The sequence below is a fragment of the Tatumella sp. UCD-D_suzukii genome (genome assembly GCF_000611875.2).
GTDB lineage: Bacteria > Pseudomonadota > Gammaproteobacteria > Enterobacterales > Enterobacteriaceae > Tatumella > Tatumella ptyseos.
Genome location: NZ_JFJX01000004.1, coordinates 73,657 through 99,563, shown reverse-complemented (window position 1 = coordinate 99,563; position 25,907 = coordinate 73,657). Strand labels below are relative to the sequence as shown.

Annotated in this window: 28 protein-coding genes and 2 pseudogenes; 28 read left to right on the top strand and 2 right to left on the bottom strand. The window is 50.5% G+C overall.

Features of this window, described 5'->3' with window-relative positions; genetic code table 11:
• Window positions 1-45 precede the first annotated feature (45 nt).
• A complete protein-coding gene (locus CG67_RS18400; protein WP_200910034.1) occupies window positions 46-297 on the top strand; it encodes an Ig domain protein group 1 domain protein in 252 nt (83 codons plus the stop codon).
• 36 nt (window positions 298-333) lie between these two features.
• Here the strand turns inward: CG67_RS18400 and CG67_RS02525 are convergent, their stop codons facing one another.
• Complete coding sequence (locus CG67_RS02525; RefSeq protein WP_025901410.1) at window positions 334-702, bottom strand: hypothetical protein; 369 nt, start codon at window positions 700-702, stop codon at window positions 334-336.
• 72 nt (window positions 703-774) lie between these two features.
• Here CG67_RS02525 and CG67_RS02520 point away from each other — a divergent pair, with 72 nt between their 5' ends.
• From CG67_RS02520 to CG67_RS18470, 27 genes and pseudogenes are all read left to right on the top strand, one after another.
• Entirely contained in the window at window positions 775-1,755 is a 981-nt protein-coding gene (locus CG67_RS02520; RefSeq protein ID WP_025901409.1) for a terminase small subunit, read from the top strand.
• Window positions 1,709-2,977 (top strand): terminase large subunit domain-containing protein, encoded by a 1,269-nt coding sequence (locus tag CG67_RS02515; RefSeq protein ID WP_256360139.1) that lies wholly within the window; start codon window positions 1,709-1,711, stop codon window positions 2,975-2,977. The genes CG67_RS02520 and CG67_RS02515 overlap by 47 nt, the downstream gene beginning before the upstream one ends.
• A gap of 3 nt (window positions 2,978-2,980) precedes the next feature.
• On the top strand, window positions 2,981-4,432 hold the full coding sequence (locus CG67_RS02510; protein ID WP_025901407.1) for a DUF4055 domain-containing protein: 1,452 nt from the start codon (window positions 2,981-2,983) through the stop codon (window positions 4,430-4,432).
• A complete protein-coding gene (locus tag CG67_RS02505; RefSeq protein WP_025901406.1) occupies window positions 4,416-5,531 on the top strand; it encodes a phage minor head protein in 1,116 nt (371 codons plus the stop codon). Before CG67_RS02510 ends, CG67_RS02505 begins: the two co-directional genes overlap by 17 nt.
• An 87-nt stretch (window positions 5,532-5,618) precedes the next feature.
• Window positions 5,619-6,383 carry a DUF6651 domain-containing protein gene (locus tag CG67_RS02500; RefSeq protein ID WP_025901405.1) on the top strand — a complete coding sequence of 255 codons (765 nt, stop codon included), beginning with the start codon at window positions 5,619-5,621 and terminating at the stop codon, window positions 6,381-6,383.
• A 90-nt stretch (window positions 6,384-6,473) separates the two neighbouring features.
• Window positions 6,474-7,610 carry a P22 phage major capsid protein family protein gene (locus CG67_RS02495; RefSeq protein ID WP_025901404.1) on the top strand — a complete coding sequence of 379 codons (1,137 nt, stop codon included), beginning with the start codon at window positions 6,474-6,476 and terminating at the stop codon, window positions 7,608-7,610.
• Between the two features lie 48 nt (window positions 7,611-7,658).
• Window positions 7,659-7,838, top strand: a complete 180-nt coding sequence (locus tag CG67_RS02490; protein WP_025901403.1) for a hypothetical protein — start codon at window positions 7,659-7,661, stop codon at window positions 7,836-7,838.
• 2 nt (window positions 7,839-7,840) lie between these two features.
• Window positions 7,841-8,251, top strand: a complete 411-nt coding sequence (locus tag CG67_RS02485; RefSeq protein ID WP_025901402.1) for a hypothetical protein — start codon at window positions 7,841-7,843, stop codon at window positions 8,249-8,251.
• A 1-nt stretch (window position 8,252) separates the two neighbouring features.
• Window positions 8,253-8,642: a hypothetical protein gene (locus tag CG67_RS02480; protein ID WP_025901401.1), complete on the top strand. Its 390-nt coding sequence runs from the start codon at window positions 8,253-8,255 to the stop codon at window positions 8,640-8,642.
• Between the two features lies 1 nt (window position 8,643).
• Window positions 8,644-9,066, top strand: coding sequence for a hypothetical protein (locus CG67_RS02475; RefSeq protein ID WP_025901400.1), 423 nt, complete (start codon window positions 8,644-8,646; stop codon window positions 9,064-9,066).
• Entirely contained in the window at window positions 9,063-9,455 is a 393-nt protein-coding gene (locus tag CG67_RS02470) for a phage tail terminator-like protein (RefSeq protein ID WP_025901399.1), read from the top strand. The genes CG67_RS02475 and CG67_RS02470 overlap by 4 nt, the downstream gene beginning before the upstream one ends.
• Before the next feature lie 25 nt (window positions 9,456-9,480).
• Window positions 9,481-10,398 (top strand): annotated as a pseudogene (locus tag CG67_RS02465) (phage tail tube protein); the annotation flags it as partial.
• On the top strand, window positions 10,375-10,665 hold the full coding sequence (locus tag CG67_RS18720) for an Ig domain-containing protein (protein WP_371190659.1): 291 nt from the start codon (window positions 10,375-10,377) through the stop codon (window positions 10,663-10,665). The pseudogene CG67_RS02465 and the gene CG67_RS18720, both read left to right, overlap by 24 nt.
• 60 nt (window positions 10,666-10,725) lie before the next feature.
• On the top strand, window positions 10,726-11,154 hold the full coding sequence (locus tag CG67_RS02460; protein WP_025901398.1) for a hypothetical protein: 429 nt from the start codon (window positions 10,726-10,728) through the stop codon (window positions 11,152-11,154).
• Between the two features lie 110 nt (window positions 11,155-11,264).
• The gene (locus CG67_RS02455) at window positions 11,265-11,495 is read left to right on the top strand and encodes a hypothetical protein (RefSeq protein WP_038024553.1); all 231 of its coding nucleotides are present in this window, start codon (window positions 11,265-11,267) and stop codon (window positions 11,493-11,495) included.
• A 77-nt stretch (window positions 11,496-11,572) separates the two neighbouring features.
• Complete coding sequence (locus tag CG67_RS02450) at window positions 11,573-11,932, top strand: hypothetical protein (RefSeq protein ID WP_025901396.1); 360 nt, start codon at window positions 11,573-11,575, stop codon at window positions 11,930-11,932.
• A gap of 116 nt (window positions 11,933-12,048) precedes the next feature.
• Window positions 12,049-12,561, top strand: a complete 513-nt coding sequence (locus tag CG67_RS17980; protein ID WP_025901395.1) for a zinc ribbon domain-containing protein — start codon at window positions 12,049-12,051, stop codon at window positions 12,559-12,561.
• Window positions 12,562-12,640: 79 nt separating this feature from the next.
• A complete protein-coding gene (locus tag CG67_RS02440; RefSeq protein WP_025901394.1) occupies window positions 12,641-16,324 on the top strand; it encodes a phage tail length tape measure family protein in 3,684 nt (1,227 codons plus the stop codon).
• Window positions 16,324-16,788, top strand: a complete 465-nt coding sequence (locus tag CG67_RS02435) for a hypothetical protein (RefSeq protein ID WP_025901393.1) — start codon at window positions 16,324-16,326, stop codon at window positions 16,786-16,788. The genes CG67_RS02440 and CG67_RS02435 overlap by 1 nt, the downstream gene beginning before the upstream one ends.
• Complete coding sequence (locus CG67_RS02430) at window positions 16,785-17,267, top strand: DUF1833 family protein (protein WP_025901392.1); 483 nt, start codon at window positions 16,785-16,787, stop codon at window positions 17,265-17,267. The genes CG67_RS02435 and CG67_RS02430 overlap by 4 nt, the downstream gene beginning before the upstream one ends.
• A 9-nt stretch (window positions 17,268-17,276) precedes the next feature.
• Window positions 17,277-17,657, top strand: a complete 381-nt coding sequence (locus CG67_RS02425; protein WP_025901391.1) for a hypothetical protein — start codon at window positions 17,277-17,279, stop codon at window positions 17,655-17,657.
• On the top strand, window positions 17,654-20,761 hold the full coding sequence (locus CG67_RS02420) for a host specificity factor TipJ family phage tail protein (protein WP_025901390.1): 3,108 nt from the start codon (window positions 17,654-17,656) through the stop codon (window positions 20,759-20,761). Before CG67_RS02425 ends, CG67_RS02420 begins: the two co-directional genes overlap by 4 nt.
• Before the next feature lie 57 nt (window positions 20,762-20,818).
• Window positions 20,819-23,299, top strand: coding sequence for an SGNH/GDSL hydrolase family protein (locus tag CG67_RS02415; RefSeq protein ID WP_025901389.1), 2,481 nt, complete (start codon window positions 20,819-20,821; stop codon window positions 23,297-23,299).
• 55 nt (window positions 23,300-23,354) lie between these two features.
• On the top strand, window positions 23,355-23,510 hold the full coding sequence (locus CG67_RS18225; protein ID WP_160318955.1) for a hypothetical protein: 156 nt from the start codon (window positions 23,355-23,357) through the stop codon (window positions 23,508-23,510).
• Between the two features lie 616 nt (window positions 23,511-24,126).
• Window positions 24,127-24,492 (top strand): DUF6516 family protein, encoded by a 366-nt coding sequence (locus CG67_RS02410; protein WP_025901388.1) that lies wholly within the window; start codon window positions 24,127-24,129, stop codon window positions 24,490-24,492.
• 4 nt (window positions 24,493-24,496) lie between these two features.
• Complete coding sequence (locus CG67_RS02405) at window positions 24,497-24,883, top strand: helix-turn-helix domain-containing protein (RefSeq protein ID WP_025901387.1); 387 nt, start codon at window positions 24,497-24,499, stop codon at window positions 24,881-24,883.
• A 101-nt stretch (window positions 24,884-24,984) separates the two neighbouring features.
• Window positions 24,985-25,119 (top strand): annotated as a pseudogene (locus CG67_RS18470) (N-acetyltransferase); the annotation flags it as partial.
• Window positions 25,120-25,165: 46 nt separating this feature from the next.
• Here CG67_RS18470 and CG67_RS02400 read toward each other — a convergent pair.
• Window positions 25,166-25,741, bottom strand: coding sequence for a maltose acetyltransferase domain-containing protein (locus CG67_RS02400; RefSeq protein ID WP_025901386.1), 576 nt, complete (start codon window positions 25,739-25,741; stop codon window positions 25,166-25,168).
• Window positions 25,742-25,907 lie beyond the last annotated feature (166 nt).

The window sequence follows — 25,907 nt, the reverse complement described above, 5'->3', positions numbered from 1 at the left end:
TTTATCCAGTGGCTCAAGGGCCTTTTCAAAAAAGAGAGAGAAGAAATGTCAGATCAATCCGTAGTGCAACCAGAAGCAGCTACCCCGGTGGCAACTGAAACGCCAGCAGCTACCGAAACGCCAGCAGCAACTGATGCCGGTACCGCAGCGACAAAAACCGAAAGCACTGACCAGTCACCACTGGAGCAGGCTAAAGCCAAGTTTGACGCTTTCGTTGAATTTGTTGAGCACGGCCTGGAAGTCCTCGGCGAAGAAGCCGAAGCCGATCTGGTCGCTCTGAAAGATAAGTTCCTTTAATCAGAACAGAGGCCATTACGGTGGCCTCGATTGTGATTATTTTTTGGTAAACATTTCAGCGATAATGAATCCAGCAATAGTACATATATTTGCTCCATTAGCCACCCAGCGGTCGAACTTAGAAGATTCAAAGACTTTTTTTACCGCCTTCTCATCTTTTACATTCACCCCGCTTTGCAACAAAAGCTCTTTAATTTTAGTAAGTTCCTCAGATGGAGTGTCTCGGCTTAGGCCAACACCGTTATAATCATCACCTTTTCCACGCGGTTTATTGACGATAACAACATGCCTCCCTTGGGTGTCGCCGAACTGACAATTTTCAATCTCGGTATCATCAGCATTACCTAAGAAAAGAGTGCCTTTTACTGAGGACCCAAAAGAACTTCCCTTAATTTTAACTGGCATTTGCTAGCTCCTTAAAGATGAATTGCGTCAATTGAATATTGATCATTTACCCTAAAAACTAAAGAGAAAATTATGGCAAAGCCGGATTGGAGCGAGCTTCAAGATCGGTTCCTGTCCGAACATGCCGAATCCGGCGTATCACCGAAAGAGTGGTGTGAGTCGCAGGGGCTGAACTATGCAACTGCTCGCCGATACATTAAGAAACCTGCGCAGAGTGCGCAAAAAAGTGCGCAGAGTAAAACGCGCAGTGCGCAAAAGCAGGAATGCGCAGAAAAGCTGATTGAAGATGATGGTCTGTCTGACCAGGTGCGCTTGTTTATCGTGGAGTACCTGAAAGACAGTAATGCGACACAGGCAGCAGCACGCGCTGGTTACAGTGACCCGAATTACGGCCGTCAACTGATAGCGAAACCTAACGTAGCCAAAGCCATCGCCGAACAGCAGAAGAAATCCCTCGCACGAACCATCGGCACTGCCGACGAAATCCTTTCACAGATGTGGCAATTAGCAACCTTTGACGCCAACGAGCTATCGCAATATCGCCGTGGCTGCTGCCGTCACTGCTGGGGCATCGACCATAAATACCAGTGGACCGAATTCGAATACCGGCAGGCTGAAGATAAAGCCGAACGCCAAGGCAAAGCACCGCCTGATGATTCCGGCGGTCTCGACTACAACCGCACCATTGACGCTAACCCTGATTGCCCTGTTTGCAGTGGTGAAGGAGTAGGGCGCGTTTACATGCAGGACACTCGAAAACTGTCTCCGATTGCCAGGCTGGCTTATTCCGGCACCAAAATCACGAAAGGCGGTGTAGAGGTAGTCAGCATCAGCCGTGAAAAGATGTTTGAAGCCATCATCAAACGGATGGGCCTGTCTGATAGCGAGATTGCGCAGAAACTCCAGCAGCTTGAGCTGGAACGCAGGCAGCTTGAGATTGAGAAACTGCGCAAGGAAATCAGTGCGCAGGGAAGTGATCAGCCGATAACACGAATGGAGGTGGTAATTGTCGGGGAGAATAATCAGAACGACCCTCACGCCACCACAGGGTAAGTTTTTTAACCTTCAGTGCAAATATCCGGCCTTTGTCGGTGGCTTCGGTACCGGTAAGACGGAAACTATGGCGGTGAGCGCGTTCCGTGACGCCAGCCATTCATCTGACGCACTGATAGCGATGTATGAACCGACCTACGACCTGATCCGCTTAATCCTCGCGCCTCGCATGGAGGATAAGCTCAGTGAGTACGGCGTCCGGTACAAGTACAACAAATCTGAGAACATCATTTACACCTCGTCACCGGGCATTGGTGACTTTGTTCTGCGCACGCTGGATAACCCGGCGCGTATCGTCGGTTATGAGTCCTACCGCAGCCACATTGACGAAATCGACACACTGAAAGAGCAACACGCCACTGATGTGTGGATCAAGGTGATTGCCCGTAACCGTCAGCGACCCAACGGATTGCCTGACCCGTTCAACCGGGTAAGCGTCTACACCACGCCGGAAGGTTTCCGGTTCGTGTACAAGACGTGGAAACGCAACCCGAAGCCTGGTTATGAGATGGTTCAGGCCAGCACCTACAGCAACCCGTTTCTGCCACCGGATTACGCCGACACATTGCGCAGCTCTTATCCTGCGCAGTTAATCGAAGCCTATTTGAACGGTGATTTCGTCAACCTGACCAGCGGCACGGTGTATCACTGCTATGACCGCAAGCTTAACGGCAGTAGCGAAGTGGTCACCGGCAACGAACCGATTCATGTCGGCATGGACTTCAACGTCGGCAAGATGTCGGCCATTGTCCATGTCCTGCGTGGTGAGCTGCCTCATGCCGTGGATGAAATTACGAGCGGCTACGATACGCCTGACGTTATTAAGACGCTGCAAAACCGCTTCCCGGCTAACAAGGTGCATGTCTATCCCGATGCCAGCGGTAACAGCCGCAAATCAGTCAACGCCTCAGAAACAGACCTCAGCCTGTTGCGCACTGCCGGCTTTACCGTCCACGTAAATGGCACAAACCCGTCAGTTAAAGACAGGGTGAACTCAGTGAATGCAATGCTGCTGAATGCCGAAGGTGATCGCCGGTATCGCATAAACGCCGACAGGTGCCCTGTGTACGCGGAATCACTTGAGCAGCAGATTTGGTCACCCAATGGCGAGCCTGACAAAACAGCAGGCTTTGACCATACGAATGACGCAGGCGGTTATTTCATTGTGAAGCGATTCCCGATCATCAAGCCAACTGGCAAAGTAACTCAACTCCGGATGTAAACCATGGCAGATATTTCTACACCCAATCTCGACTACAACGATATGTGCGAGGCGTGGGACATCAATGATGCGCTCATGGGCGGAACGCTGGAAATGCGCCGCCAGGGTGAAATCTATCTCCCGCGCTGGCCGAACGAAGATAAAGAGAGCTATAAGCAGCGACTCTGTGCAGCAACGCTTCTTCCTGCCTACGAAGAAACAATAAAACAGAACCTTGGACGCATCTTCGCCGAGCCGACTGTACTCAGCACATCAACACCGCCGAAAATACAGGCGCTTGCTGAAAACATCGATATGGAAGGCAACCGGCTTGATGTCTGGGCGCAGCAGTTCTTCAGCATCGCGTTTCAGTACGGACTGGCCCACGCCCTTGTCGACTATCCGAAAACTGACCCGACTGCGGTAAAAACCCGTGCCGATGAACAGCAGTCCGGTGCACGTCCATATGTCACCATGCTGAACCCGCGGCAAATCATCGGCTGGCAGTCTGCTATTCAGGGCGGAAAGGTCGTATTGACCGATCTGCGTATCAAAGAAATTGTCGTTGTCGAAGGTGACGATTTCGGACAGGAAAAGGTTGAGCAAATCCGGCACATCATGCCCGGGAAGGTGGAGATTTACCGGACTCCGATGGGTGATGACGGGGCAAAAACCTGGGTCATGGTCGACCAGTGGGAAACCAGCCGGCAGGATATACCGTTGGTGACGCTATACACCAAGCGCACCGGCTTCATGCGCGGCGCACCGCCACTGCTTAACCTGGCGCACCTGAATATCAAGCACTGGCAGTCACAGTCGGAGCAGGACAACATTCTGCACGTTGCCCGCGTTCCGCTGTTATCGGTCTACGGGCTGACGGAAGGTCAGGAGCTGACTATCGGTTCATCATGCGCAACGCAATTCTCTGACCGCTCAACTCAAGGCATGGAGTATACCGAACATTCCGGAACAGCTATCGGTGCCGGGAAAACTTCTCTCGACGACCTGGAAAACCAGATGCGTCAGGCAGGGGCGAAACTCGTTCGCGCACAGAACACGTCCACCAAGTCTATTGAGCAGAACCATTCCGAGCACATGCAGGAAAACTCGCCGCTTTACACCATGGCGAATTCACTGGAAGACGCGCTGGATAACATTCTGCAGATTATGGCTGAGTGGATTGGCGAGAAAGATGGCGGAAATGTCGACATCAGGACTGAGCTGGACGTTTCCACACAGACCTACGATGCACCGTCGGCGCTTGCCGTTCAGTCTCTTGAGCAGGGCGGTATTATCCGCAAAATTGACGCCGTCATGACGCTCCAGGCGCTTAAATTCATCGATCCGGACGCAGACCCGAATGATGTCGTTGACCAGCTTAACAACCTGCCGGTCGCAATCGCGCCTTCGCCAGCACCCACGCCACCAGTGACGCCGGAATCAATAGCGAGCATGACCGATGACGACAGCCAATGAGACGCTACGTGATGAATACATCGCTCACGCCATATGGGTGAGCAGATTCGGTACCGGTGTTGCAAACAGGATGGTCAATATCCTCAACGAGAGCGATGCAGAGCTTACGGCGCGATTACTGGTTGCAATGGATGGCCTGAGCGCGAGTAACTTCACTGTGACGCGCCTGGAGGCTTTGATGGGCGGCGTACGCTCCGTTAACTCTCAGGCAGTCAGCGCAATGCTGACCGGCCTCAATGATGAAATCCATCAGCTTGCCTTGCATGAAGCAGGCTATCAGCTCGATCTCTTTCACCACGCAATACCTGATTCGGTGCTGGCATTGCACCCGCTGACAGGCATTCATCCGGATGCGCTTTACGCGGCCACAATGGCACGGCCATTCCAGGGTCAATTGCTCAGTGAGTGGGCGTCGAATCTGGAAGCCGACCGGATGACCAAAATCCGCAACACTGTCCGACAGGGCTTTTTGCTCGGCGATACCACTGAGCAGATTGCGAAGAAAGTCCGTGGCCATGCGAATAACGGTTACAAAGACGGCGTTTTACAGGTGAGTCGGGCAAATGCTGCCAGTATCGCTAAAACAGCGGTAGGGCATCTCGCAGCAACAGCCAGAGACAGCTTTGCATCGGCTAACGATGACATCATGAAAGGCAAGCAATGGCTGTCGACGCTGGACAACCGCACGACGCCGGAGTGCCGCATTCGTGACCGCCTGAAGTACACGCTGGATAACAAGCCCATCGGTCACAAAATACCGTATCTGCAGGGGCCCGGTAAACTTCACTGGTGCTGCCGCTCGACTGAAACCTACATTCTCAAATCTGCTGCAGAACTCGGCATTGATATCAAAGAAATCCCGCCATCAGCCCGCGCCAGTATGGACGGACAGGTGCCGGGTGATACGGATTATCAGAGCTGGTTTGCCCGGCAGTCATATGACCGGCAGAAGCAGATTGTCGGTGAGAAACGTGCGCGGTTAATGCGTGATGGCGGCATGAAGCCGGACGCTTTCTACAGCGATAACGGGGAATGGCTGACGCTTGCACAGCTAAAGGCTCGGGACGCCACGGCGTTCGATAAAGCAGGAATCAATTAACAGGGTCACTTCGGTGGCCTTTTTTTATGGCCGCAATCCGGATGGTGAGTGGCGCAACGGTCGGATGACCAAACCAAAGGTATAAGCATGAAACTGAAAACAGTAGAAGTGAACGGTCAGCAATTCGCAGCTCTCGACAACAACGGTTTGCCGGTGTACGTCCATGAAGATGGCAAAGAAATCGGCTTCGATGCTGCACAGGCTATCGGGAAAATCTCGGCGCTGAATGGCGAGGCTAAATCTCACCGTGAAGCGAAAGAAGCAGCAGAATCCAGCCTGGCGAAGTTCTCCGGCATCAGCGACCCGTCAAAAGCGCTGGAAGCTCTGGAAATGATGACCAAAATTGACCAGAAAAAACTGATTGATGCCGGTTCCGTTGACCAGGTTAAAGCCGAGATCACCAAGTCATTTCAGGCCCAACTGGAAGAGGCTGCAAATCGCAGTAAGGCTCTGGAAGGTCAGCTTTATGACGCGAAGATCGGCGGCAGCTTTGCTGGCTCCAAGTTCATTTCTGAAAAGATGGCAATCCCCTCTGATTTCGTTCAGGCCCGCTTTGGTCAGTCATTCAAAATTGAAGACGGTCAGGTTGTTGCCTATGACGGCAGCGGTAACAAAGTTTACTCCCGCTCCAAGCCTGGTGAACTCGCCGGATTTGATGAAGCGCTGGAGTACCTGGTCGAGCAATACCCGCAGAAAGACCACATTCTGAAAGCCAGCGGCAATAACGGTGGCGGCTCTCAGACCTCGCAGCATGCTGTCGGACAGAAAACGATGAAGAGCGACACTTTCAAAGGATTGGGGCCTGTTGAGCAACGCGCAGCACTCAAAGACGGAGTCACTATCGTCGATTAAAGATCACCAATTGCCACGCCTCGGATGGGGTTTGGTGCCTGAGCCGGATGGCTCAAAAAACCTCATATCAACTTAATAGGAAATCAAGAGATGGCGAATACGCTGACTAATTTAATACCGACCATTTTTACCGCTCTGGACGTAGTGTCACGCGAGCAGGTCGGCTTCATCCCTGCTGTGGCCCGCAACGCAAAAACGGACGCAGCGGCAAAAGGTCAGACGGTAACAGCACCGGTCGCACCGGTCGCAACCACTGTTGACATCACGCCGGGTGCAACCGCACCGAATGACGGAGATCAGGACATTGGTAGCGTTAACGTGCAAATCACCAAGTCCAAAATGGCCGCGGTCAAATGGAACGGTGAAGAACAACTGGCTATCGGGCCATCAGGCACCTACAACACCATTCTGGCTGACCAGTTCAAGCAGGCATTCCGCGCCATTGCGAACGAAGTCGATGCTGACCTTGGTGCGCTGTATCTGAACTCGTCCCGCGCAGTTGGTACCGCCGGCACTACACCGTTCGGCGTAAAAGAAGACCTTTCCGATGCGGCACTGGCCCGTCAGGTGCTGGAAGACAACGGCGCACCGACTACCGACCTGCAAATGGTTCTGGGTTCTTCTGCTATCGCTAACCTGCGTGGCAAACAAGCTGTGCTGTTCAAGGTAAACGAGGCAGGTACTGACCAGCTTCTGCGTCAGGGTATCATCGGCAGCCTGGAAGGTTTTAACCTGCATAACTCTGCCGGTGTGGCTAAAACTGCAGCAACAACAGCATCAGGCTATCTGGTAAACGGTGCCAAAAACGAAGGTGATGTGATCATCGCAGTGGACTCCGGTACTGGCGGCATCCTGCAGGGCAATGCAGTGAAATTTGCGGGAGATGATAATACCTATTTGGTAGTAGCGACGACCGCAACAACCATCACGCTGGCAGCTCCCGGCCTGCAGCAGGCTCTGGCTGATAATGCTGAAATCACCGTTATCGGCGGATTCACTGCCAATATGGCATTTGATCGCAATGCCTTCCTGCTGGCTGCCCGTACTCCGGCAATGCCGCAGGGTGGTGATACTGCTGATGATGTGATGAACGTCACCGACCCGGTTTCCGGAATTACCTTCCAGGTGGCGCTGTACCGTCAGTACCGTCAGGTGCGCTATGAAGTTGGCCTGGCGTGGGGTGTGGCATCTATCAAGCCTGAACACGCGACTATCGTTCTGGGCTAATAGCTATTCCTGACATGGGGCTGCGGCCCCTTTTTAAATGGAGGGCTTATGGCCGGACTTACAAAAGAACAGCGGGCGCAGCGCGAGGCTGAAAAGGCTCAAAGCCAGCAGGAGTTTGTCTGCATGGTGACAGAGTTTCCTGCATTTGAAGGTGCGCCAACACGGGCCGACGTGCATCCGGAAGAGGTTGAGGCCTGGAAAGCGCATGGCTGGAAAGTCGGGGTGTAATCATGATCACCTTCATCACGACGGATGATGTCGATACCACTCTCGGCAGCACATGGGCTGATGCCAGCGCCAAAGCAAAAGCTGTCCTGATGGCGAACACCTGGCTCAACGGCGCTTCATTACGCCTGCCGCATGACAGGGTCACACATGAGCTGATTATCCCTGATGATGTGAAAGTTGCCGGTGCTTATGTGGCGCTTGCGGCTGCAAATAACGGCCTGTATCAGCAAAAGACTGATTCCGGAGCAATCCTGAGCAAGTCGGTTGATGCAAACGGCGTCAGTGTGTCAAAGACCTTTGCTGACCTGTATGCGAACAGCGCTTCTCTGCTGGACTCGAACCTGCAGCTGGCAATGGCAATGCTCAAACCATACGGGCTGAGTACGTCGCAAATCCGGATTGTTAGAGGCTGATATGGGGATGCGTGACGATTTGCAGGCAGAGCTTGCAGAGGCATTTGATAGCGCAGACTGGCTGGGTGATGCCGTGAATGCGTTTGCCGGTAGTTATGTTGTGGCCGGTGAAGTTGATCCGGTTACAGAGGAGTCGGCCAGCCAGACGGTGAACTATTCCGGGCGCGGCGTGCTGTCAGGTTACAGTCTGAGCCGCATTGATGGCGTCAATATCCTGCATGGTGACCTGAAGCTCACGGCGCTGACAAATGAAGTAACGGATAAGCCTGCTGAGAATCACGTCATCACGGCACCGGATCTGGTTACAGGGATTCAGCAGGCGTACAAGGTCGTCACTGTCGGTACTGATGCGGCGAAGGCCACGTATTCTATTCAGTTGCGGAGGGCATAGCATGGCGAAAGGCTGGAGTTTTGACCCGTCAGAGTTTGCTGGAATGGTTGAGGAGGATGTCGGGAAAAAGCTGAGGGTTATTTCCGTCCAGTTGCTGAATGAGATTGTGATGACCTCTCCGGTCGGGAATCCCGAACTGTGGATGAGTAAACCACCTCCCGGCTATGTCGGCGGTACGTTCCGGGCGTCAAACCTTGTCAGTGTCGGTGAACCTGATTACTCAGAGCCCGCCGGTCCGGATGAAGAAGGCACCCGCACCATCCAGCAGGGGAATGCAGTCATCGCTACAGGCAAACCTTTCTCAGTTATCTATATCCAGTCAAACCTGCCATACAGTGTGGCTCTCGAAAACGGACACTCAACGCAGGCACCGACCGGCATATATGCCAATGCATTTAACGGAGTAGCTCAGGCCAACAAATGACCCTCACCGAAATAAGAAACGCTGTCATTAAGCGAATGACGGCGCAGGCGGCTATGCCTGCAGGTTCTGTGACCTATCCGAATGACCCGACTTTCGACCCAAGCGGTAAAACCATCTGGGCCAGATTAACAAATCTTCCCGGGATCGCCGGAGCTGTTGAGATTGGCGACGGTCCGGTAGTTCACCGCACAGGGACCATCATCATTCAGTTATTCGTCCCGACCGGATCGCGCTCACTTCTCATTACCGAAACCGCTGATGCTATCCGGGAATTGTTCGAGTTTCAGACGGACGGTGCGCTGGATTACTTTGCTGTTAGCGCGGTCGATGCCGGAGAAACCGACGGATGGGCGCAGATGAACCTTTCCATACCTTACCGCGCTATGTAGCGCTTAACTTCAATAGGAGGCTCCTGTGAGTTCAGGCGCTAAGATTCAAACGGCATATTGCCGTGAAACAACACCAGGAACCACTCCGGCCAGTCCGGCGTGGCTGCTTTTAAAACGCGTCACTAACGGTCTGAAACCCACTCAGAACATGGTAGAGAACGCGGAGATTGGCGGCACCCGCATGGCGAACGGTAAGACCCCGGGCACCACTGATGTCGGCGGTGATGTGGTCTGCAAATACCGTTACGGCCAGCATGATGACTTCCTTGCATCATGCTTCGGCAATGACTGGGTCGATAACGTGCTGACTATGGGGAATAACCGCATCGCGTTTTCCGTGGCGTCATTCGCCTCAGATATTGGCGTAGCGTCAATTGCTACCGGCTGCCAGGTCGGCACCTTTAAGCTGGAAATCCCGAACGATGGTGATTTGCAGGCTACGATCACCCTGGCTGGCCTTGACTGGAACGATAAAGACGACGGCACCAGTTATTTCGACTCTCCAACGGATGCGGCCGGCACACTGCGTTACTCGTTTAAGCAGGTAACGGCAATCAGCCTGAATGGTATTGCTGGCGGTTCAGGTTTCTGTGTGGATACCTTTGATATCCAGTTTGATAACGGACTGAAAACGCAGCGCTGTATCGGTACCGGCACTGGCTTTGCTGGCGCGAACATCCCGACCACGTTCACGCCATCCGGGCAAATTACCCTTTCATGGTCAAAATCGGCCTATGAAACGTGGAAAAAAACGCTGACCGGTGCTGCGATGCCATTCAGCTTCACAATTGCGAATGATGAAGGCTCTTACACCTTCGATTTTCCTTCTGTGCAGGTTGATGGTGACTGGCCTGATGGCGGCAATACCGACATTGTTCAGGTGAAGCTGAATATCACCGGTTCGGATATTCCACCAACCATCACCCGCGCTCCGGCGGCAGTAGCGGTCACCGGGATCACCGTGACGCCGACCACTGCGTCAGTTGCCGTCGGTCAGTCTGTCGCTCTCACAGCCGCTTTGTTGCCTAATAATGCATCAAATGTCGGTGTTACATGGGCGTCTTCCGACGAGAAGATTGCAACCGTAACAAACACTGGACGACAAGTATCCGCTTCAGGTGTCGCCGCGGGCAATGCGACCATTACTGCCACTTCAAGTGACGGGTCATTCGTAGCGACTTCAGTAGTCACCGTAACCGCAGCACAATAATCCCACCTTTTGCCCGTTGCGCTCTGCGTGACGCTTCGGGCCTTTTAACGCAGAGGCACTATGTTAATTATTAATAAACACCTGGACGCTGACGGAACCCGCTGGATTGAGCCGGTAGAGGGTCTGAAACTCAAAGTCGGCAGCGTATCAAGTCACGGGTTCAAATCCCGCAGCGCACTGGTGCGCCGCCATATCGATAAGCTGGACAACCTGTTTAAAGCCGGCACCACTGATTTTAGTCTGAATTCTGTGGGTGACATCGACTCGATGGACGATCTGCTGCTGGAAACGTGTGCCGGACACCTGTTGCTTGACTGGGAGGGTGTCGGTGAAGTTGTCGACGGTAAAGAGCAGGCGATCCCTTACACGCCGGAAGCCGGGCTGATTTTCCTGCAACAAAATCCGGAGTTCTACTGGTTCATCCTCAAAGCTGGCTCAGATATTGCCGCCGGTAAAGAAGAACAAAAACAGGATGCCGTGGGAAAGTAATAGCCGCGCAGAAGTGGCTTAACCGGTATTCGGGGCCTGAAGGTGAGCGTAATCGCTGGCGTGAAGAACGCCTGGGCATTAAGCCAAGCGACGAACCTGAAATTGATGAGATGACCGCGCTGATATTGTCGGCCTATGCCGCTATCAGTCGCGGCAGGCAATATGTCGGCATGATGGCGTCACCGCTTCCATTATCTCTCAGGGACGTTGATACCTACCTGGCGTCAAGGCCCGTAACGATTGACCGGGAGTTGTTGGAGGAGGCGATTTTCGCCCTGGATGACGTTTACCGCGATGAATGGGCGAGAGATCAGAATGATGAAGATGGAGATGAAGATTGATTGTTAAGTATTTTTTATTGAAGTGAATCCGTTTCTTGTTAAGATGTTTCTGATTGCAATCAAATGGAAACAGAATAATGAAAAAGATGTTCGCCCTAGCGGTTGTTGGTGTGGCTTTACTTAGCGGGTGTAGTGCACGAGTTGCTGACCTGACGATAGGCAGTACGAAAAACTATGACATCAACTCAAATCACTTCATCAAGGGTGCTCGTGTTACGGGTGAAGATTCAGCGCCTGTTGTGATTTTCCCTCTGGGAATACCTAACGTTAAAACAGCTATAGACAACGCTATCGAGAAAGATAAGTGCTCTGTAGCGTTATCTGATTTAGTGGTAACTCAGTACAATCACTCTTTCCTCTTTGGTAAGTTCGGCTTCATCGTTGAGGGTAATCAGGTGATTGACCGTTCACAGCCTGGTTGTGAAAACGCGAACTAATATGAAGCCACCTCCGGGTGGCTTTTTTCTTTATGAGCATCAGCATAGCTCGTTGCTTCCCTTTGCATAAGTTTCCCTTTAGGATTGGTCTTAACTTTACTAATGGGGATAGGGATGTGGAATTACTGCTAATCTGTGCCGTTCTAGGCTGCATACCTGCAGCGATAGCAAGTAGCAAAGGTCGCTCATTTGGTGCGTGGTGGATTTATGGTGCATTACTATTCATCGTTGCCCTTATTCACTCCCTTTGCATTAAAAGAGACCACAAGGCAATAGAGAAAGAGCAGCTTTCTGAGGGGCTCGTTAAGTGCCCGTATTGTGCTGAGATGGTGAAGCCAGAGGCAATCAAGTGCAAGCATTGTGGAAGCGATCTGCAACCCTTACCTACGAAGTCTGCGCTTGTACCTATTGCAAAAATCGAAGTTACCAGGAACTTAGCAGACTCCGTGATTCTCGATGACTTTAAGGTGAGCGATATTTGTACAAGGATGCGTATTGGCAACGAAAGGAAAAGTGTTCAGGAATTATTGGATGAATACTCAGGGGAGTTAACAGCGATAAAGGATAGAATTCCGGAGTCTCTGCACAATAAGTTCGATGAATCATTAATTAATCATCTGAATAAATAAGTTATTTCACTTTTTAAGAAAATAAATTATTGCCCATAACCTCGCTCCGGCGGGGTTTTTTATGCCCGGAGAAAAGCAAATGGCAGAACAAACATCCCGCCTCGCCGTCATCATCGACAGCTCCGGGGCTCAAAAAAGTGCTGAAACACTGACGAGTGCACTGGTCAACCTCTCTCAGGAGGGTAAAAAGGCAGAAACTGCAACTGATAACCTATCCTCCGCTACCAAAGATTTAAATTCATGGCTGAAACAGGGCCCAAAGGCGGCATCTGATGCTTCAAAGGCAATCGAAGATGAAGCGAAGTCATTAAACTCGTTACTCGAAAAAATCAGGCCGACAAATAAGGCTTTGTCTCAACTGGATAGCATGAGCAAGCAGCTATCCCAGTCGTTTTCTAAAGGATTGATTAACGAGTCCCAGTTTAATACTTACGATAAAATTCTGGGTAATTTAGTCGATAAATACGAGAAGGTTGATGATGAACTAACTGGTATAGCCCAGGCTGAGAGAGAAGCTGCAGCAGCTGCTAAAGCCACTCAGCAAGCTCATGAAGCCGAAGCCCTGGCACTCCAGAAAATGCTTGATAAGCTCGACCCGGTGTCAGCATCTGTTCGTCGACTGGAGCAGGATCAGCAATCACTCCAATCCGCACTTTCCTCAGGGAAGATTTCCGGTGATGAATATGACAAATATTCAGAAAGCATAGCCCGTGCCAGAAAAGAGGTTACAGGGGAAGCCCAGGCTGAGCGCGATGCAGCAAAAGCAAGAGAGCAGCAAGAGCAGTCGTTCCAGAGGATGCTGGATAAAATCGATCCTGTTTCCTCAGCCCTCCGTAACCTGGAGAAACAGCAGAATGACCTGTCAGCAGCTCTGTCCAGTGGCAAAATCAGTGCAGATCAATATGGGCTTTACGCCCAAAAGGTAGACGAGGCACGCCGTGAAGTTAACGGAGAAGCCCAGGCCGAGCGGGACGCAGCGAAGGCGCATGACGCACAGGTCGCATCACTGCAAAGGCTGGTAGCTCAGCTTGATCCGCTTGGCGAATCGTTCAGAAAGTTATCCCAACAGCAGCAACAGCTTGATGATGCTAAATCTTCCGGGATGCTATCCACAGACCGTTACACTGAATTATCTGCAGCTCTGACCAAAACCAGAGATGAATTGCAAAAAACTGCTGAAGTGTCACACACCACAGCTCATGCAATGCAAATGCTGCCGATGCAAATGTCTTATATCTTAAGCGGCCTTGCCAGTGGCCAGTCGCCGTTTATGGTTCTGATCCAGCAGGGCGGTTGGCTTACCGGAATGTTTGGCGGGCTCGGGGCCACCATTAAGGGCGTTGGCACGTATGTCGCAGGGCTGGTAAATCCTTTTACAGTGGCGGCTGCAGCCGTTGGCGTTCTCGGGCTTGCTTATTATGAAGGGGCCGCTGAGCAGGAGGATTTCCGTAAATCTCTGATACTCACCGGTAACCAGGTTGGAAAGACCGCCGATCAGCTATCGGATATGGCGACCACTATCAGCAATGTTACAGGGTCAACGCATGGTCAAGCGGCATCGGTGATTAATCAGGTAGTATCGGCTGGTAATATTGCCGGTGACTCTCTACAGAAAGTCTCTGCTGCAATCGTCAGCATCAGCGATGCAACCGGACAGGCCACTGATAAATTAGTCTCCGATTTCAGCAATATTGCCAATGACCCGGTAGCGGCGATCACAAAACTGAACGACCAGTACCATTTCCTCACGCTGGCGACCTACAACCAGGTTAAGGCGCTTCAGGATGAGGGTGATCAACAGGATGCCGCAAGAATAGCAAGTGACGCTTATGCCACGGCATTAAGTAGCCGCGCAAAAGACATCAGGCAGAACCTCGGGTATATCGAGTCAGCGTGGGATACGCTCGGTAATGCGGCCAAATCTGCATGGGATAAAATGCTGGATGCAGGTCGTGAGGAGACGTTACAGGAGCGTTTGAATGATGCCAAAAAGCAACTCACCAATTCGTCTGCGGGCTATACGCGAGACGTCTGGGGGAATGTAACCGGCAGAACGTCACAGGCGAATGCAAATGTTGATATTCTGCAGTCTGCTGTGAACCTGCAAAATGACCTTTCCGGCGCTATAAGCAGTGCTAATGCAGCAACTCAGCGGCAAATAACCTTACAACAACAGTCTGATAAAGACGGTGAGCAATTTGCGACAGCCGCAGAGAAACGAGCCAAAGCTATCAAGCTGGAGAAAACATACCTTGATGCCGGCGTTATCAGCCTCAAAGAATATGACAATCGTGTAAGCCGCATCAATGAAATGTATAAGGACCCGGCGGCACCGAAGCAGCGTCAGGGGAAAGCCTACACCGAAGATGCAGGCAGTCGCCTGCTGGAGCAAATTACCCAGCAATCAGCAGCGCTGGTATCGCAACTGAATACGACTGAAAAGCTGTCTTCCGTAACTCAGCAGAGAATTAAGTTTGAACAGCAGATCGCAGACATTCGTCAGAAAGTAGCCCAGAACCAGCCTATAACTGCAGACCAGCGTTCGCTTCTCAGTCAGCAGTCTGAAATTGAACAGGCATACAAGCGACAGGAGGCACTTCAGAAAAGTGTCACCACTCTGGATGACTACCGGAAGATGATGCTGGAGATTGAGCCTAAAGAACAGAAGCAGAATGACACCCTGCAGAAGCGGTTAAAAATACTTCAGGACATGGTGGCGCTGAAAAAGCTATCCCCAGAGGACGCAGCAAGACAGGCCGGGGAGGCAATAAGCAAAAATCCGTTGCCTGACCAGGTGATCTCCGCGGTCAATAAATCCGGAGGTAGCTTAAAGTCCGGAGCGACTAACTCAGACCTGTCCAGCCAGGGCATGAGTATTATGGGGATGAAGTCCAATCCTGAGATTGAGACAATTCAGCAGCTCAAGAAAGCCCAGTTAGCCTATGCCAAGTGGCTGGATCAGCAGCAAAAGGAAATTATTAAAAATACGCTTTTGAATGAGGAGCAAAAGCGCACTCAATTGAATGCAATCCAGAAGACAGGAATGCAAAACCAGCAGATGATCTCTACTGCAACCTATGCCTCTGAATTAAGTGCAGCACAGAGTTCATTTTCATCCATCACTGACTCTATGAACACCATGTTCGGACAGCAGTCAGCAGCATACAAAGCCGCATTTGCTGTGAGTAAGGCATTCTCTATTGCACAGGCTTCCCTGAACATGTACACGGCATTGTCTCAGGTAATGGCCGACCCTTCCGCACTCACCATTTATCAAAAGTTAGCCGACTATGCGACAGTCGCCGCGTCAATGGCGAGCATAACATCAGGTATTACCAGCATTGCTGCGACGGGCTTCCAGTCCGGGGGGTATACCGGTAATGGTGGTGTGAGTGATGTTGCCGGTGTTGTTCACGGACAGGAGTTCGTTATGGATGCTGCGGCAACGAAGCGGATCGGCGTCAGCAATCTTGAAGCCATTCGCAGAAACGGGCTGGATGCCACTCTGTCACGGTCAGGTTTCGGGACTGGCGCTAAAAATGTCAGTAATAACCAATCAAATGTGACGCATTTAACGGTTCAGGCACCCCCGATCACTATCAATGGTAACCCCTCTGACTCAACCATCCAGCTTATGCAGCAAGCCGCAAAACAGGGCGCTCAGCAGGGTTACAAGATGGTTGCAGGAGATCTGGCCGCGGGAAAGGGGCAAGTGCATAAATCACTGACTGCCGGATATAACACTTCAAGGAGAACAGGTTAATGGCAGACATCTACTATCCACACCAATATCTGCCATTACCTCAGCAGGATGGCTATGCGTTCCAGCCTATCAGCCCGCTCCGGCGCACAGACCTTACATCCGGTCGTGCGAGGCAGCGCAGGCTGTATACCTCAACTCCCACCCAGGCGTCAGTGACCTGGCTGTTTACCACTGACCCGCAGTGCCAGGTATTTGAAGCGTGGTTCCGGGATGCTCTTACAGACGGTGCATCCTGGTTCTATATGCGCCTGCAGACTCCGGTCGGCACCAAGGACTATAAATGCCGGTTTACGGATAGTTATCAGGGCCCGACGCTGGTTGCGCCTATTTACTGGCAATATACCGCAACGCTGGAATTGTGGGAAAGACCGTTGCCGCCGGTTGGCTGGGGTAACTATCCGGAGCTACTTATCGGCTCTGACATCATTGATATTGCCATCAACAAGGAGTGGCCGCAGGCATGACAGTATTAAACCGGCTCTATGCATCGTCCGGCCCGGAAGTGCTGATTAACACTCTGCAAATCAATGTAGGCGATGACGTTTATTATCTCTGTCAGGGGTATGACGACATCGTCGCTACAGATGAGAGTGGCAATAGCCTGACGTTTACTGCATGCGCTATGGATGTCGCGCTGCCGGCCAGAAACACTGACGGTACGCAGGATTTGAATATAGCGATCAGCAACGTTGACGGGATTGTCTCCACTACTATCCGGAATGCTCTGAGTTCTCTCAGCGGAGCTACAGTGACATACCGGCAATACATTTCCTCTGACCTTTCAGCGCCGTCATCAACGCCTTACACCATGGCTATCAAAACAGGACAATGGACTTCACTGCAGGTGCAAATCACCGCCGGTTACATGAATTGGCTTGATACAGCGTGGCCGCGTTACCGGTACACACTTCCCGATCATCCCGGGCTTCGTTACATCAGCTAAGAGGCTTCCATGTTTAATCCAGATAAATACCTGACTGTCCGCTGGCAGATGGGGGGAAGGGTGTACCCGGTTCTCGACTGCTACGGCCTTGTTCATGAGGTCAGGAGGGATCTTGGGCTTCCGGAGTGGCCGCTGTTTGAGTCGGTCACGAAAGACGGCCGACAGATGGCCGACTTCTGCGATGAATACCGTAAACAGATAAAACCGTGCCAGCCATCTCCCGGCGCAGTAGCAGCCTGCTACAGCGGCGGCCTGATTGGTCATCTTGCCGTGATAGTCGAGATCAATGGCGAACTGATGGCGGCAGAATCCAACCCGAAGCGGAATATCACCTTTATGCCGATGGCCCGCTTTGAGCGGCGATTTCAGAAAGTGGAGTATTACCAGTGACCATCAGAATTTACCCATCAAGACTGCCAGGTGAGCCGCTGGAAACACATGAGCATGGTGACACGACCATTCATCAATGGATGACGGAAAACGTCAGTGGCTATGGGCCAGATAATCCGCAAAGAGTTATCTTCGAGGTCAATCGACGCGCGGTGTCGCCCGGTGAGTGGGCATTATGCTATATCAGGCCAGATGCAGATGTGAAAGTGTACCCAATACCCGGAGCCGACCCCGTCACCTGGGCTGTGGTTGCAGCGGTTGTAATTTCAGTGGCATCAGCGGCGTACTCAATCGTGATGATGTCAAAGCTCGGAAAGGGGGCTTCGACCGCAACGGGCGATCAGCTTAACCTGAATCCGGCGCAGGCCAATACCGCAAAGCTTGGCGACCCAATCCGGGAAATATTCGGCCAATATCGGGTTTATCCGGATTATCTTGTCCAGCCTGTCAGTCGTTTTGATACCAGCGATCCGCAGATTTACCGCACAGAAATGTTTCTCAGTATTGGCGTGGGGAATTTCTCAATCAGCAGTGCAGATATCAAAATCGGGAATACACCTATTTCATCATTCGGAGATGATGCCACGTTTACGCTCTACGCTCCTGGCGCTGACGTGTCTGGCGATAGTCGTGCAGACAACTGGTATAACTCGACCGAGGTTGGCGGCACTACTTCCGGAACGTCCGGCCTTGATCTGGCATCGACGGGCTCAAATAAAGTGAGTATCAGCGCTGATGCTATTGCTGTGTCCGGGAACACTATCACTCTGATAGGGGAAACAGCTTCAGATGATGATGACGATGATACAGCGGCAGAAACTGATACTAAGGTTCCTGACTCCTGGGTGAGCGGGACACTCCTTACAGTGGTTGTACCGGACAGCTTCACAGTAGCGACGGAGTCGGGGCACACGCGGATTTATGGTGATTTCACTGAACTGGCTCCCTACGTCGGAATGCCGGTAAGCGCGGAATGGAGCTCATTCGATTATGACTTATATATTGCGTCGTATGACAAAGGGACTACAGCAGTGCCGGGTGTTGGCGGTAATGCCGCATCAGTAACAGCCAGCGCCGCTCCGACGACATATGACTTCAGTTCGTCTGCATTGTCGTTCACTCTGACCTGGTCAGGCGTGAGATATATCATTTCACTATCTGCCAATTACACCACGATGTCTGGTCTGGTTGACACGATCACAGACCAGTTAACGGGCAGCGGGTTAGTTGCTCAGGATAATAGCGGCCGGCTTGAAATTGTCGAGCCTACAAGCCCGTTCAGTGGGAACAGTATTGGCTACACCGTATTGCCTTCCGCCATATTTGGCGGCTCTCCGGTGGTTGTTAGCGGAACCGCATCAAGTGGCGGGACTCCGGAGGTTTTGCCATCAATCACCCTGGCATATGGTAGTGCGACCGGCACATTGTTTAATGGCATGCCTACCGGTACGCAGAGGATCGCTTTCGGGCCGAAGGGTAACCAGTACCAGATCACCGATGTTGACGGGCTAGCCATTACCGTTGAACGGATTATCGAAGTTGCCGCAACCACAACAACTGCAAGCACGACGAAAGTTGATGCAGACTGGCCGGGGTTTACAGAGCGCACTTTGCTGGACGCCACTGTCACAGGGATTAATGACAGCTACACCTGGATGGGGCCTTTTTTATGCTGCCCGAATGGTGAAACCACTACCGAAGTAGAGCTTAATTTCATCTACCCGCAAGGCCTTGTCGATATCGGAAGTAAGGATGGGGCATGGCATTACCATGAGGTACAGATCACCGTGCAGTATCGTCTCTTAGGAGATACGGAATGGACCTCGGTAACCATTACGCACGGCAACACTACGGTTAATGAAATTGGGTACACCAATGTCATAAATTTGCCGTCTGCCGGTAATTATGAGTTCCGCATGAAGCGTGATACTCCGGTATGGGGCGGTACCACCCGTGATTCTGTGCAGTGGCAGGCGATGAGGTCGAAACTATCCAAACGACCGGGCAGTTACAAAAACATCACCACACTGGGTGTCACTATCCGGACCGGTAACCGCCTAGCGTCACAGTCAGACCGCAGGGTGAGTGTAGTTGCTAACCGTCTTTATGATGGCTACACATCCCGGAGCATCGGCGGTGCACTGAATCATCTTCTCGCCGATACCGGGGCGCAGATAGACACTGACGCCATAAACGCACTGGAAACTAATTACTGGACGCCACGCGGTGAAACGTTCGATTTCTCCGCTGACACTGACAGTACCTCAATGCTGGATATCATGCAGAAGATCGCAACAGCCGGGATGGGGTACTTTCACCTTAGTGACGGGCTGGCGACGGTAGGCCGGGAAGGGGTAAAAAGCTGGTCCGGGGTGATCAGCCCGCAGGAAACAACAGAAGAACTGACGACCTCATTCAAGGCACCGTCCTCGGATGACTATGACGGTGTGGATGTCACGTTTATCAGCTCAACGACCTGGGCTGAGGAAACGGTCCAGTGCCGAACCTCTGATAATCCGACGCCGAATAAAGTGGAGGCATATAAACTGGATGGCGTGGTGACGCAGGATCGGGCTTATCGAATCGGTATGCGCCGCCTAATGAAGTACACCTATCAGCGCTTATCTTTCTCTTTATCCACTGAACTTGATGCGCTGTGCTATCGGTTTGGTGACAGACTGATACTGACGGACGATATTCCCGGCAGTGACACAATCAGCTGTCTTGTCACTGATATGACTTATACCAGCGACCTGATAACCATAGGCGTATCGGAACCTCTCGACTGGACCTTCACCAACCCACGAATTGTTATCCGGTACCAGGATGGCAGTGCATCAGCGTTGCTTACACCCACTCAGATTAATGACTTCACTTTCAGTATCCCTTACAGCGCCGATATTTCACCGGAAACATGGGAGATGAGTATGGGGGCAATTGAGCCGCCGCGGGTGATCTTCTGCAGCTCTGAAAGCGTGGGCTATGACTCACTGGTTTCAGAGATTGCACCGGAGAGTGACGGGACCTGCCAGGTGACGGCTACGGCCTACGATGAACGGTTCTATCAGCATGATGACGATACCTATCTTGGTGACGTCAGCTAATAAAATTTCACAACAACCAACCCGCTCCGGCGGGTTTTCTCATATATGAGGCTTTAAATGGCGCTTAATAATACTGGCAATGCTGTACCTTCAAACTCTCCACTGGACCTGCAGGACAATGCGATCGTTCTTGATGATTTAATCAATGGCGACACTGTTGAGGTTGTTAGCAGGACAGGGAAGAAACTGAAAGGTATTGCAGCACTTCAGGAAATTATTACCTCTCTCGACCTCGGCAGCTTCACATTTTCGGATACAGCGACAGGCATTTCCGGAACTACAGACGGTCAGTATTTCAGGGTTCCTTCTTCCACAGATGACATTGCTTTTATTTATTATAAAAACAGCTCTGGGTCGGCAGTAGAAGTTGCGAAGATTATTGGCAATAATGCGCTTGATAGTGTTGTAGCATACGAAGGGTACCTGGGGGATAAATCTGTTTATAAAACAATTGACGGCAGCGGTATAAACTACCAAGGGGAGCTTGTTGGACAAGCGGGGGCGTCATGTAATGTTATTCCTGTATTATCGTATGATAAGCTTTATTTGACAAATAGTGCTGGAGACCTTGATGCGGGCAGCGGAAGATCTGGTGCATTTTATACGGATTTAAATAACTATTCATCTTCTACAAACATAACATTAATTCAACCAGTTCCCACAGAATTAAAAACATCTTCAGGACTTACTGTGTATAAGCTGGAAATCCCTGAAGATGCAGTGGTGCTATTAATAAACACATCATGGGAATCATTAAATCCAAATGGATTTTCTGTCGATATCTACAGTACGATCACTGCGGCAGAGGGTTCTGACAAAACGGAAACCACAGCAGATAAAATTACAATATCAAACCAGCCAATTAAAGCGACAGACTCAATGACTTCTGTGAATTATAATAAATCGGTTGGCTATGTCAGGGCGGGGAATCTTACGGCATCTGCATATATGCAATGGGATAATTACGGGGTAAACGGGGATGGTAAGTTTTCAGTCCTGAATACAGCAACTTCGGTTGCCATTCCGGTGACAGAGGGTGAAAGGCTATATCTGCTTAATAGCGCTGGAGACTTCGCATTGAATAATGGCAGGGGACTGGCATTCTACAGTGATAAATATTATATCAGAGATGAAAATCTGCTTTCTCTGCCATCACTGGAAGCCGCAGGTAAGGATGCCAATGGGGTAAGTGTATTCACAACTATCGTTCCTCAAGGCGCTGCTTGTATGGTTGTCAACACTGCCTTTACTCAATACAATCCGAATGGGTTTAGTGTCTATATCAGCCCGAAAATAAGCGATATTTACGATAAAGCAACAGGGATTACTGAAGAAAAAATAACAAGCCTGTACGGTAAAAGGATCATCGGTGTGAGCAGGGATGATTTGTCATTGGTTTATTCCGGAAACCTTACACCGCTGACAGCTGAAAACCCGGATGGATACGGCATAAACGGAGATGGCCAGTATGGGTCACTGTACACTGCTAAAAGCGTATCATTGCTCGTTAATGGATATAAAATACTTTATGTTTTCAATACGGCTGGTGATTTCAATTCCGGATCAGGTCGGGGATTATCTTTCTTTTCTGATAAAGAGTCCTGGATTGATAGTAATTATATAAACTCACCATTCTATCCGTGGGTGGGGACAAGTAAATCAGGGTATCTTGTTTACGCAATTGCTGTGCCGGAAAATGCAGAAGCACTGGTTGTTAATACTGCCTTTACTCAATATAACTCTGACGGGTTTAGTGTTGGTATATTCTCCGATCTTGAATCAGCATTAGAGGAGAGTAACTATTATCCTGCAGAGATGTTTACCGGATTAATAAATATTCCTGCATCTGCAGAGAGGCAGGATGACTATTTCGGTCATAACCGTTTTGCTGGGCAGGAAGTATTTGTATTTGGCGACAGCATCAGCACGACGAATTATAATGGCGGCTGGGTTCCGTATTTTGCTACCGCCACCCGATGCCTGTTACAAGACTTTGCGACTAACGGATCAGAAGCTGACCGAATGGTTGATAAGCTTCGTATTGATGGTCTTGCTAGAAGAAAAACAACGGATACTGACGTATGGCCGGTGCCTGACTTCACAGACTGTAAAGCAGTTTTGTTGATGATTGGTACAAACGACCAGCCAGACATTCCGGATCAGACGATTGATCAAATAATTCCCTCCGGGAATGTTTACAATGCCGCTGATGAACTGGCCTACTGGGAAAGTTTCCCTAACAGTTATGTCGGTAATGTCGCTCTTTTCATCGAGTACGTAAAGAGCAAAAACCTGGAATCAGAAATTTTTATCATGAGTAATGTGCATAGACAGGATGATAAGTCCAAAATGGACAGAGTTTCCCTGTTGTGTAAACAGATAGCTAATTACTACTCATTACCTCACATTGACTGCACAAACAACGCCGGATTCAGTTATAAGTTTCTTGCCAAGTACCTCCAGGACGGAATACACCCTACGCGGGAAGGAATGAGAAAGCTGGGGATTTATATCACGAACGCGGTTATCAGCAGCTAAGAGGTAAATATGGCCTTTCCATCCCCCGCAGCAGATTCCGGGCCTGCGGGCGAAGATGGGAAAGGTCGTCTTACTGGAGGTGTCCGGCCAGAAAGTATTTGCCACGGTAGGTGCCGGCCGGTTCATTACTGACGGTGGAATTATCGAAGGTGACGCACTGGACGATACCAGGGTGATCGGAGTGGTGACGTACTTCGTGAAGAGTTTGTGAGTCGGGGCTGAAAATCTAAGGTTGTACCAAATTTTGTACCAACCCGATAATCGTGGTTTTACAATATGATTTAAATCAGTGCATTGAGGTGAATTTCTCATAATCATGGAAAAGGAAGGTAGGCTGTACATCTTTATTTTTCATGCTTTACCGTCCTGTCTTTTACACATAATTTCAGTTGATTCAACTGGTGGTATTTACGTACGTTCAATTTTTCTGCCTTGTTCATTCCTGTACATCCCCGGGGCCTCGGGACTGGCGACCGGCTAATCTGTCTGCTCGTGGTTTACCCGTAAGTGACGACGTCACCGGCTAATCCGTGCAGGCAGGCTGACCCTTTGTCAGCAGATATGAAGAGGGTACAGATACCTGCGTGGTCAGCGCAAGGATATCACCAAAAGGAGTGATCAATTTCAGTTTCCGTTTCAAAGGGCAGGGAAATTATCCTGTTGCTGAATGCCAAAATACGACAGGGTAGTTGATGATGATTTTGCTATGAAAGAGAAGCGGCTGAAGGGGCAGTGGAGCATGTCTCATTTTGTGGCAAAGTACTTCGCTGTGTTTGACATCGTTGTAATTATAGTTATGATCAGATCATAACCTAATGGAAGCCGATATGGAAAGAGATGAAGGGTTAGACTACTTACTTTCACTACATGGCTCCACAGTGTACCGGGATGATGGTTATTGGTGGAAAATTGAAGCCTGGGAAGTTAAGCCTACATCATTTATTCCGCATGGGATCAGGTATAGCTTAACACTGCACGACCAATACAATACCCGCGTCTACGGTATAGACAATGCTCATGGTATAAAAACTCCTAAAAAAGGTCACTATTCAGGAAGAGTAGTTTACGACCATAGGCATCGTACTCCACACGATAAAGGATTCCCGTACGAGTTTTTGTCAGCAGCGCAGCTTCTTGAGGACTTCTTCAGGGAGGCAGAAGAAGTCGTCGCACAACGAGAAAATCGAGGTTAAAAATATGAAAGCTCTTATTGGTGTTATGCCTGAAGAGCACATCCGTCAAAGGATGCTTGCTATAGTTAAAGGCGAGTACAAGCCTGAGCCGGGAGAGCCCAGACTATGGTTTACCTCTGTAAATGCACTGGCTCAGGTTTTAAGTAATGAGAACATTGAGTTACTACAGCTTATGGATGCCCGGCAGCCAGAAACAATCACTGAGCTTGCCGAAATGAGCGGACGACAGAAAAGTAACTTATCGGTTACCTTAAAAACTCTTAGCTCAAGAGGCTTCGTTCGCCTTGAGAAGCAGGGTAAAAGCGTGAAACCGGTGGCGCTTTTCACTGATTTCGAGATACAAATAAAACAAGAGCTTAAGATAAAATTCGCGTCTAAAGCAGCTGCCTGATTTTACTAAATCTTCGTTAACCTACCTCCCGGTGGCTTTTGCTTTCCGGGTTACTGATTTTGTTACTTACTAGCGTCGTAATCTGATCTCTCTTTTCTGATGGCATCCGCGGCATGTTTGTCGAAGCTTTAAACGATGGCGCAAAAGAGTTTTATCGGAAGCCGGGTTTTATCGAACTCAAATCTCCGAATGAAAATTCACTGTTTTTTCCTACCCTTACCCCCGGCCATCGTTAGTATCTTAATCACTGGCATTAAGTCTGGTGTTTTGCGATATCCGTGCTCAGAACGCAGTTCTTTCAGCATCTGCCTCGTTGATTTCCCGGATCACTTTGCAGGGATTACCAACGGCAACCACATTGGGGGGAATATCACGGGATACTACACTACCGGCGCCGATGATTGCACCGTCTCCGATAGTTACTCCGGGCAGAACAGAGCTCCCTGCACCAATCCAGACATTATTTCCGAGGGTGATCGGTTTGGCATACTCCAGCCCGGCATTTCTTCGTGCACTGTCCAGCGGATGTCCGGCGGTATACAGGCCGACATTCGGGGCAATGAAAACATGATCACCGCACCTCACTTCTGCACCGTCCAGGATCACCAGATTGTGATTCGCATAGAAGTGGTCGCCGAGGTGTATATTGCTGCCATAGTCGCAGAAGAAAGGAGGCTCAATACAGGGGCTCTTACCGATACTGCCGGCGATTTCCTGCAGAAGGGCTTGGCGCTGCGACGGTCCCGTCTGGTTATAGCGCATACAGAGGGCCTTTGCCGCTTCCCGGCGAGTGATGATTTCTGCATCATAATTCGGGTCATAAAGCTGGCCATCCGGGACCCCGGTAATGTTATTTATCTTCGTCATACGTTCTCCTGAGCAGAAAAGGCTGTTCAGAGACTAAGCATTTTCTGTCGTACAGGCTATGTTTCTGACAGAGATTTACATTTCACCGGCGGTTATCAGTCTCAGCATAATCCTGAACTGCTGAACCGTGGCCTGAGTCAGACCCGGATCACTGACA

Excerpts from the sequence above, each read along its gene's own strand:
- CG67_RS18400 (WP_200910034.1), top strand. The coding sequence starts at position 46 with ATGTCAGATCAATCCGTAGTGCAACCAGAAGCAGCTACCCCGGTGGCA.
- CG67_RS02525 (WP_025901410.1), bottom strand. The coding sequence starts at position 702 with ATGCCAGTTAAAATTAAGGGAAGTTCTTTTGGGTCCTCAGTAAAAGGC.
- CG67_RS02520 (WP_025901409.1), top strand. The coding sequence starts at position 775 with ATGGCAAAGCCGGATTGGAGCGAGCTTCAAGATCGGTTCCTGTCCGAA.
- CG67_RS02510 (WP_025901407.1), top strand. The coding sequence starts at position 2,981 with ATGGCAGATATTTCTACACCCAATCTCGACTACAACGATATGTGCGAG.
- CG67_RS02505 (WP_025901406.1), top strand. The coding sequence starts at position 4,416 with ATGACGACAGCCAATGAGACGCTACGTGATGAATACATCGCTCACGCC.
- CG67_RS02500 (WP_025901405.1), top strand. The coding sequence starts at position 5,619 with ATGAAACTGAAAACAGTAGAAGTGAACGGTCAGCAATTCGCAGCTCTC.
- CG67_RS02495 (WP_025901404.1), top strand. The coding sequence starts at position 6,474 with ATGGCGAATACGCTGACTAATTTAATACCGACCATTTTTACCGCTCTG.
- CG67_RS02490 (WP_025901403.1), top strand. The coding sequence starts at position 7,659 with ATGGCCGGACTTACAAAAGAACAGCGGGCGCAGCGCGAGGCTGAAAAG.
- CG67_RS02485 (WP_025901402.1), top strand. The coding sequence starts at position 7,841 with ATGATCACCTTCATCACGACGGATGATGTCGATACCACTCTCGGCAGC.
- CG67_RS02480 (WP_025901401.1), top strand. The coding sequence starts at position 8,253 with ATGGGGATGCGTGACGATTTGCAGGCAGAGCTTGCAGAGGCATTTGAT.
- CG67_RS02475 (WP_025901400.1), top strand. The coding sequence starts at position 8,644 with ATGGCGAAAGGCTGGAGTTTTGACCCGTCAGAGTTTGCTGGAATGGTT.
- CG67_RS02470 (WP_025901399.1), top strand. The coding sequence starts at position 9,063 with ATGACCCTCACCGAAATAAGAAACGCTGTCATTAAGCGAATGACGGCG.
- CG67_RS02460 (WP_025901398.1), top strand. The coding sequence starts at position 10,726 with ATGTTAATTATTAATAAACACCTGGACGCTGACGGAACCCGCTGGATT.
- CG67_RS02455 (WP_038024553.1), top strand. The coding sequence starts at position 11,265 with ATGACCGCGCTGATATTGTCGGCCTATGCCGCTATCAGTCGCGGCAGG.
- CG67_RS02450 (WP_025901396.1), top strand. The coding sequence starts at position 11,573 with ATGAAAAAGATGTTCGCCCTAGCGGTTGTTGGTGTGGCTTTACTTAGC.
- CG67_RS02440 (WP_025901394.1), top strand. The coding sequence starts at position 12,641 with ATGGCAGAACAAACATCCCGCCTCGCCGTCATCATCGACAGCTCCGGG.
- CG67_RS02435 (WP_025901393.1), top strand. The coding sequence starts at position 16,324 with ATGGCAGACATCTACTATCCACACCAATATCTGCCATTACCTCAGCAG.
- CG67_RS02430 (WP_025901392.1), top strand. The coding sequence starts at position 16,785 with ATGACAGTATTAAACCGGCTCTATGCATCGTCCGGCCCGGAAGTGCTG.
- CG67_RS02425 (WP_025901391.1), top strand. The coding sequence starts at position 17,277 with ATGTTTAATCCAGATAAATACCTGACTGTCCGCTGGCAGATGGGGGGA.
- CG67_RS02415 (WP_025901389.1), top strand. The coding sequence starts at position 20,819 with ATGGCGCTTAATAATACTGGCAATGCTGTACCTTCAAACTCTCCACTG.
- CG67_RS18225 (WP_160318955.1), top strand. The coding sequence starts at position 23,355 with ATGGGAAAGGTCGTCTTACTGGAGGTGTCCGGCCAGAAAGTATTTGCC.
- CG67_RS02410 (WP_025901388.1), top strand. The coding sequence starts at position 24,127 with ATGGAAAGAGATGAAGGGTTAGACTACTTACTTTCACTACATGGCTCC.
- CG67_RS02405 (WP_025901387.1), top strand. The coding sequence starts at position 24,497 with ATGAAAGCTCTTATTGGTGTTATGCCTGAAGAGCACATCCGTCAAAGG.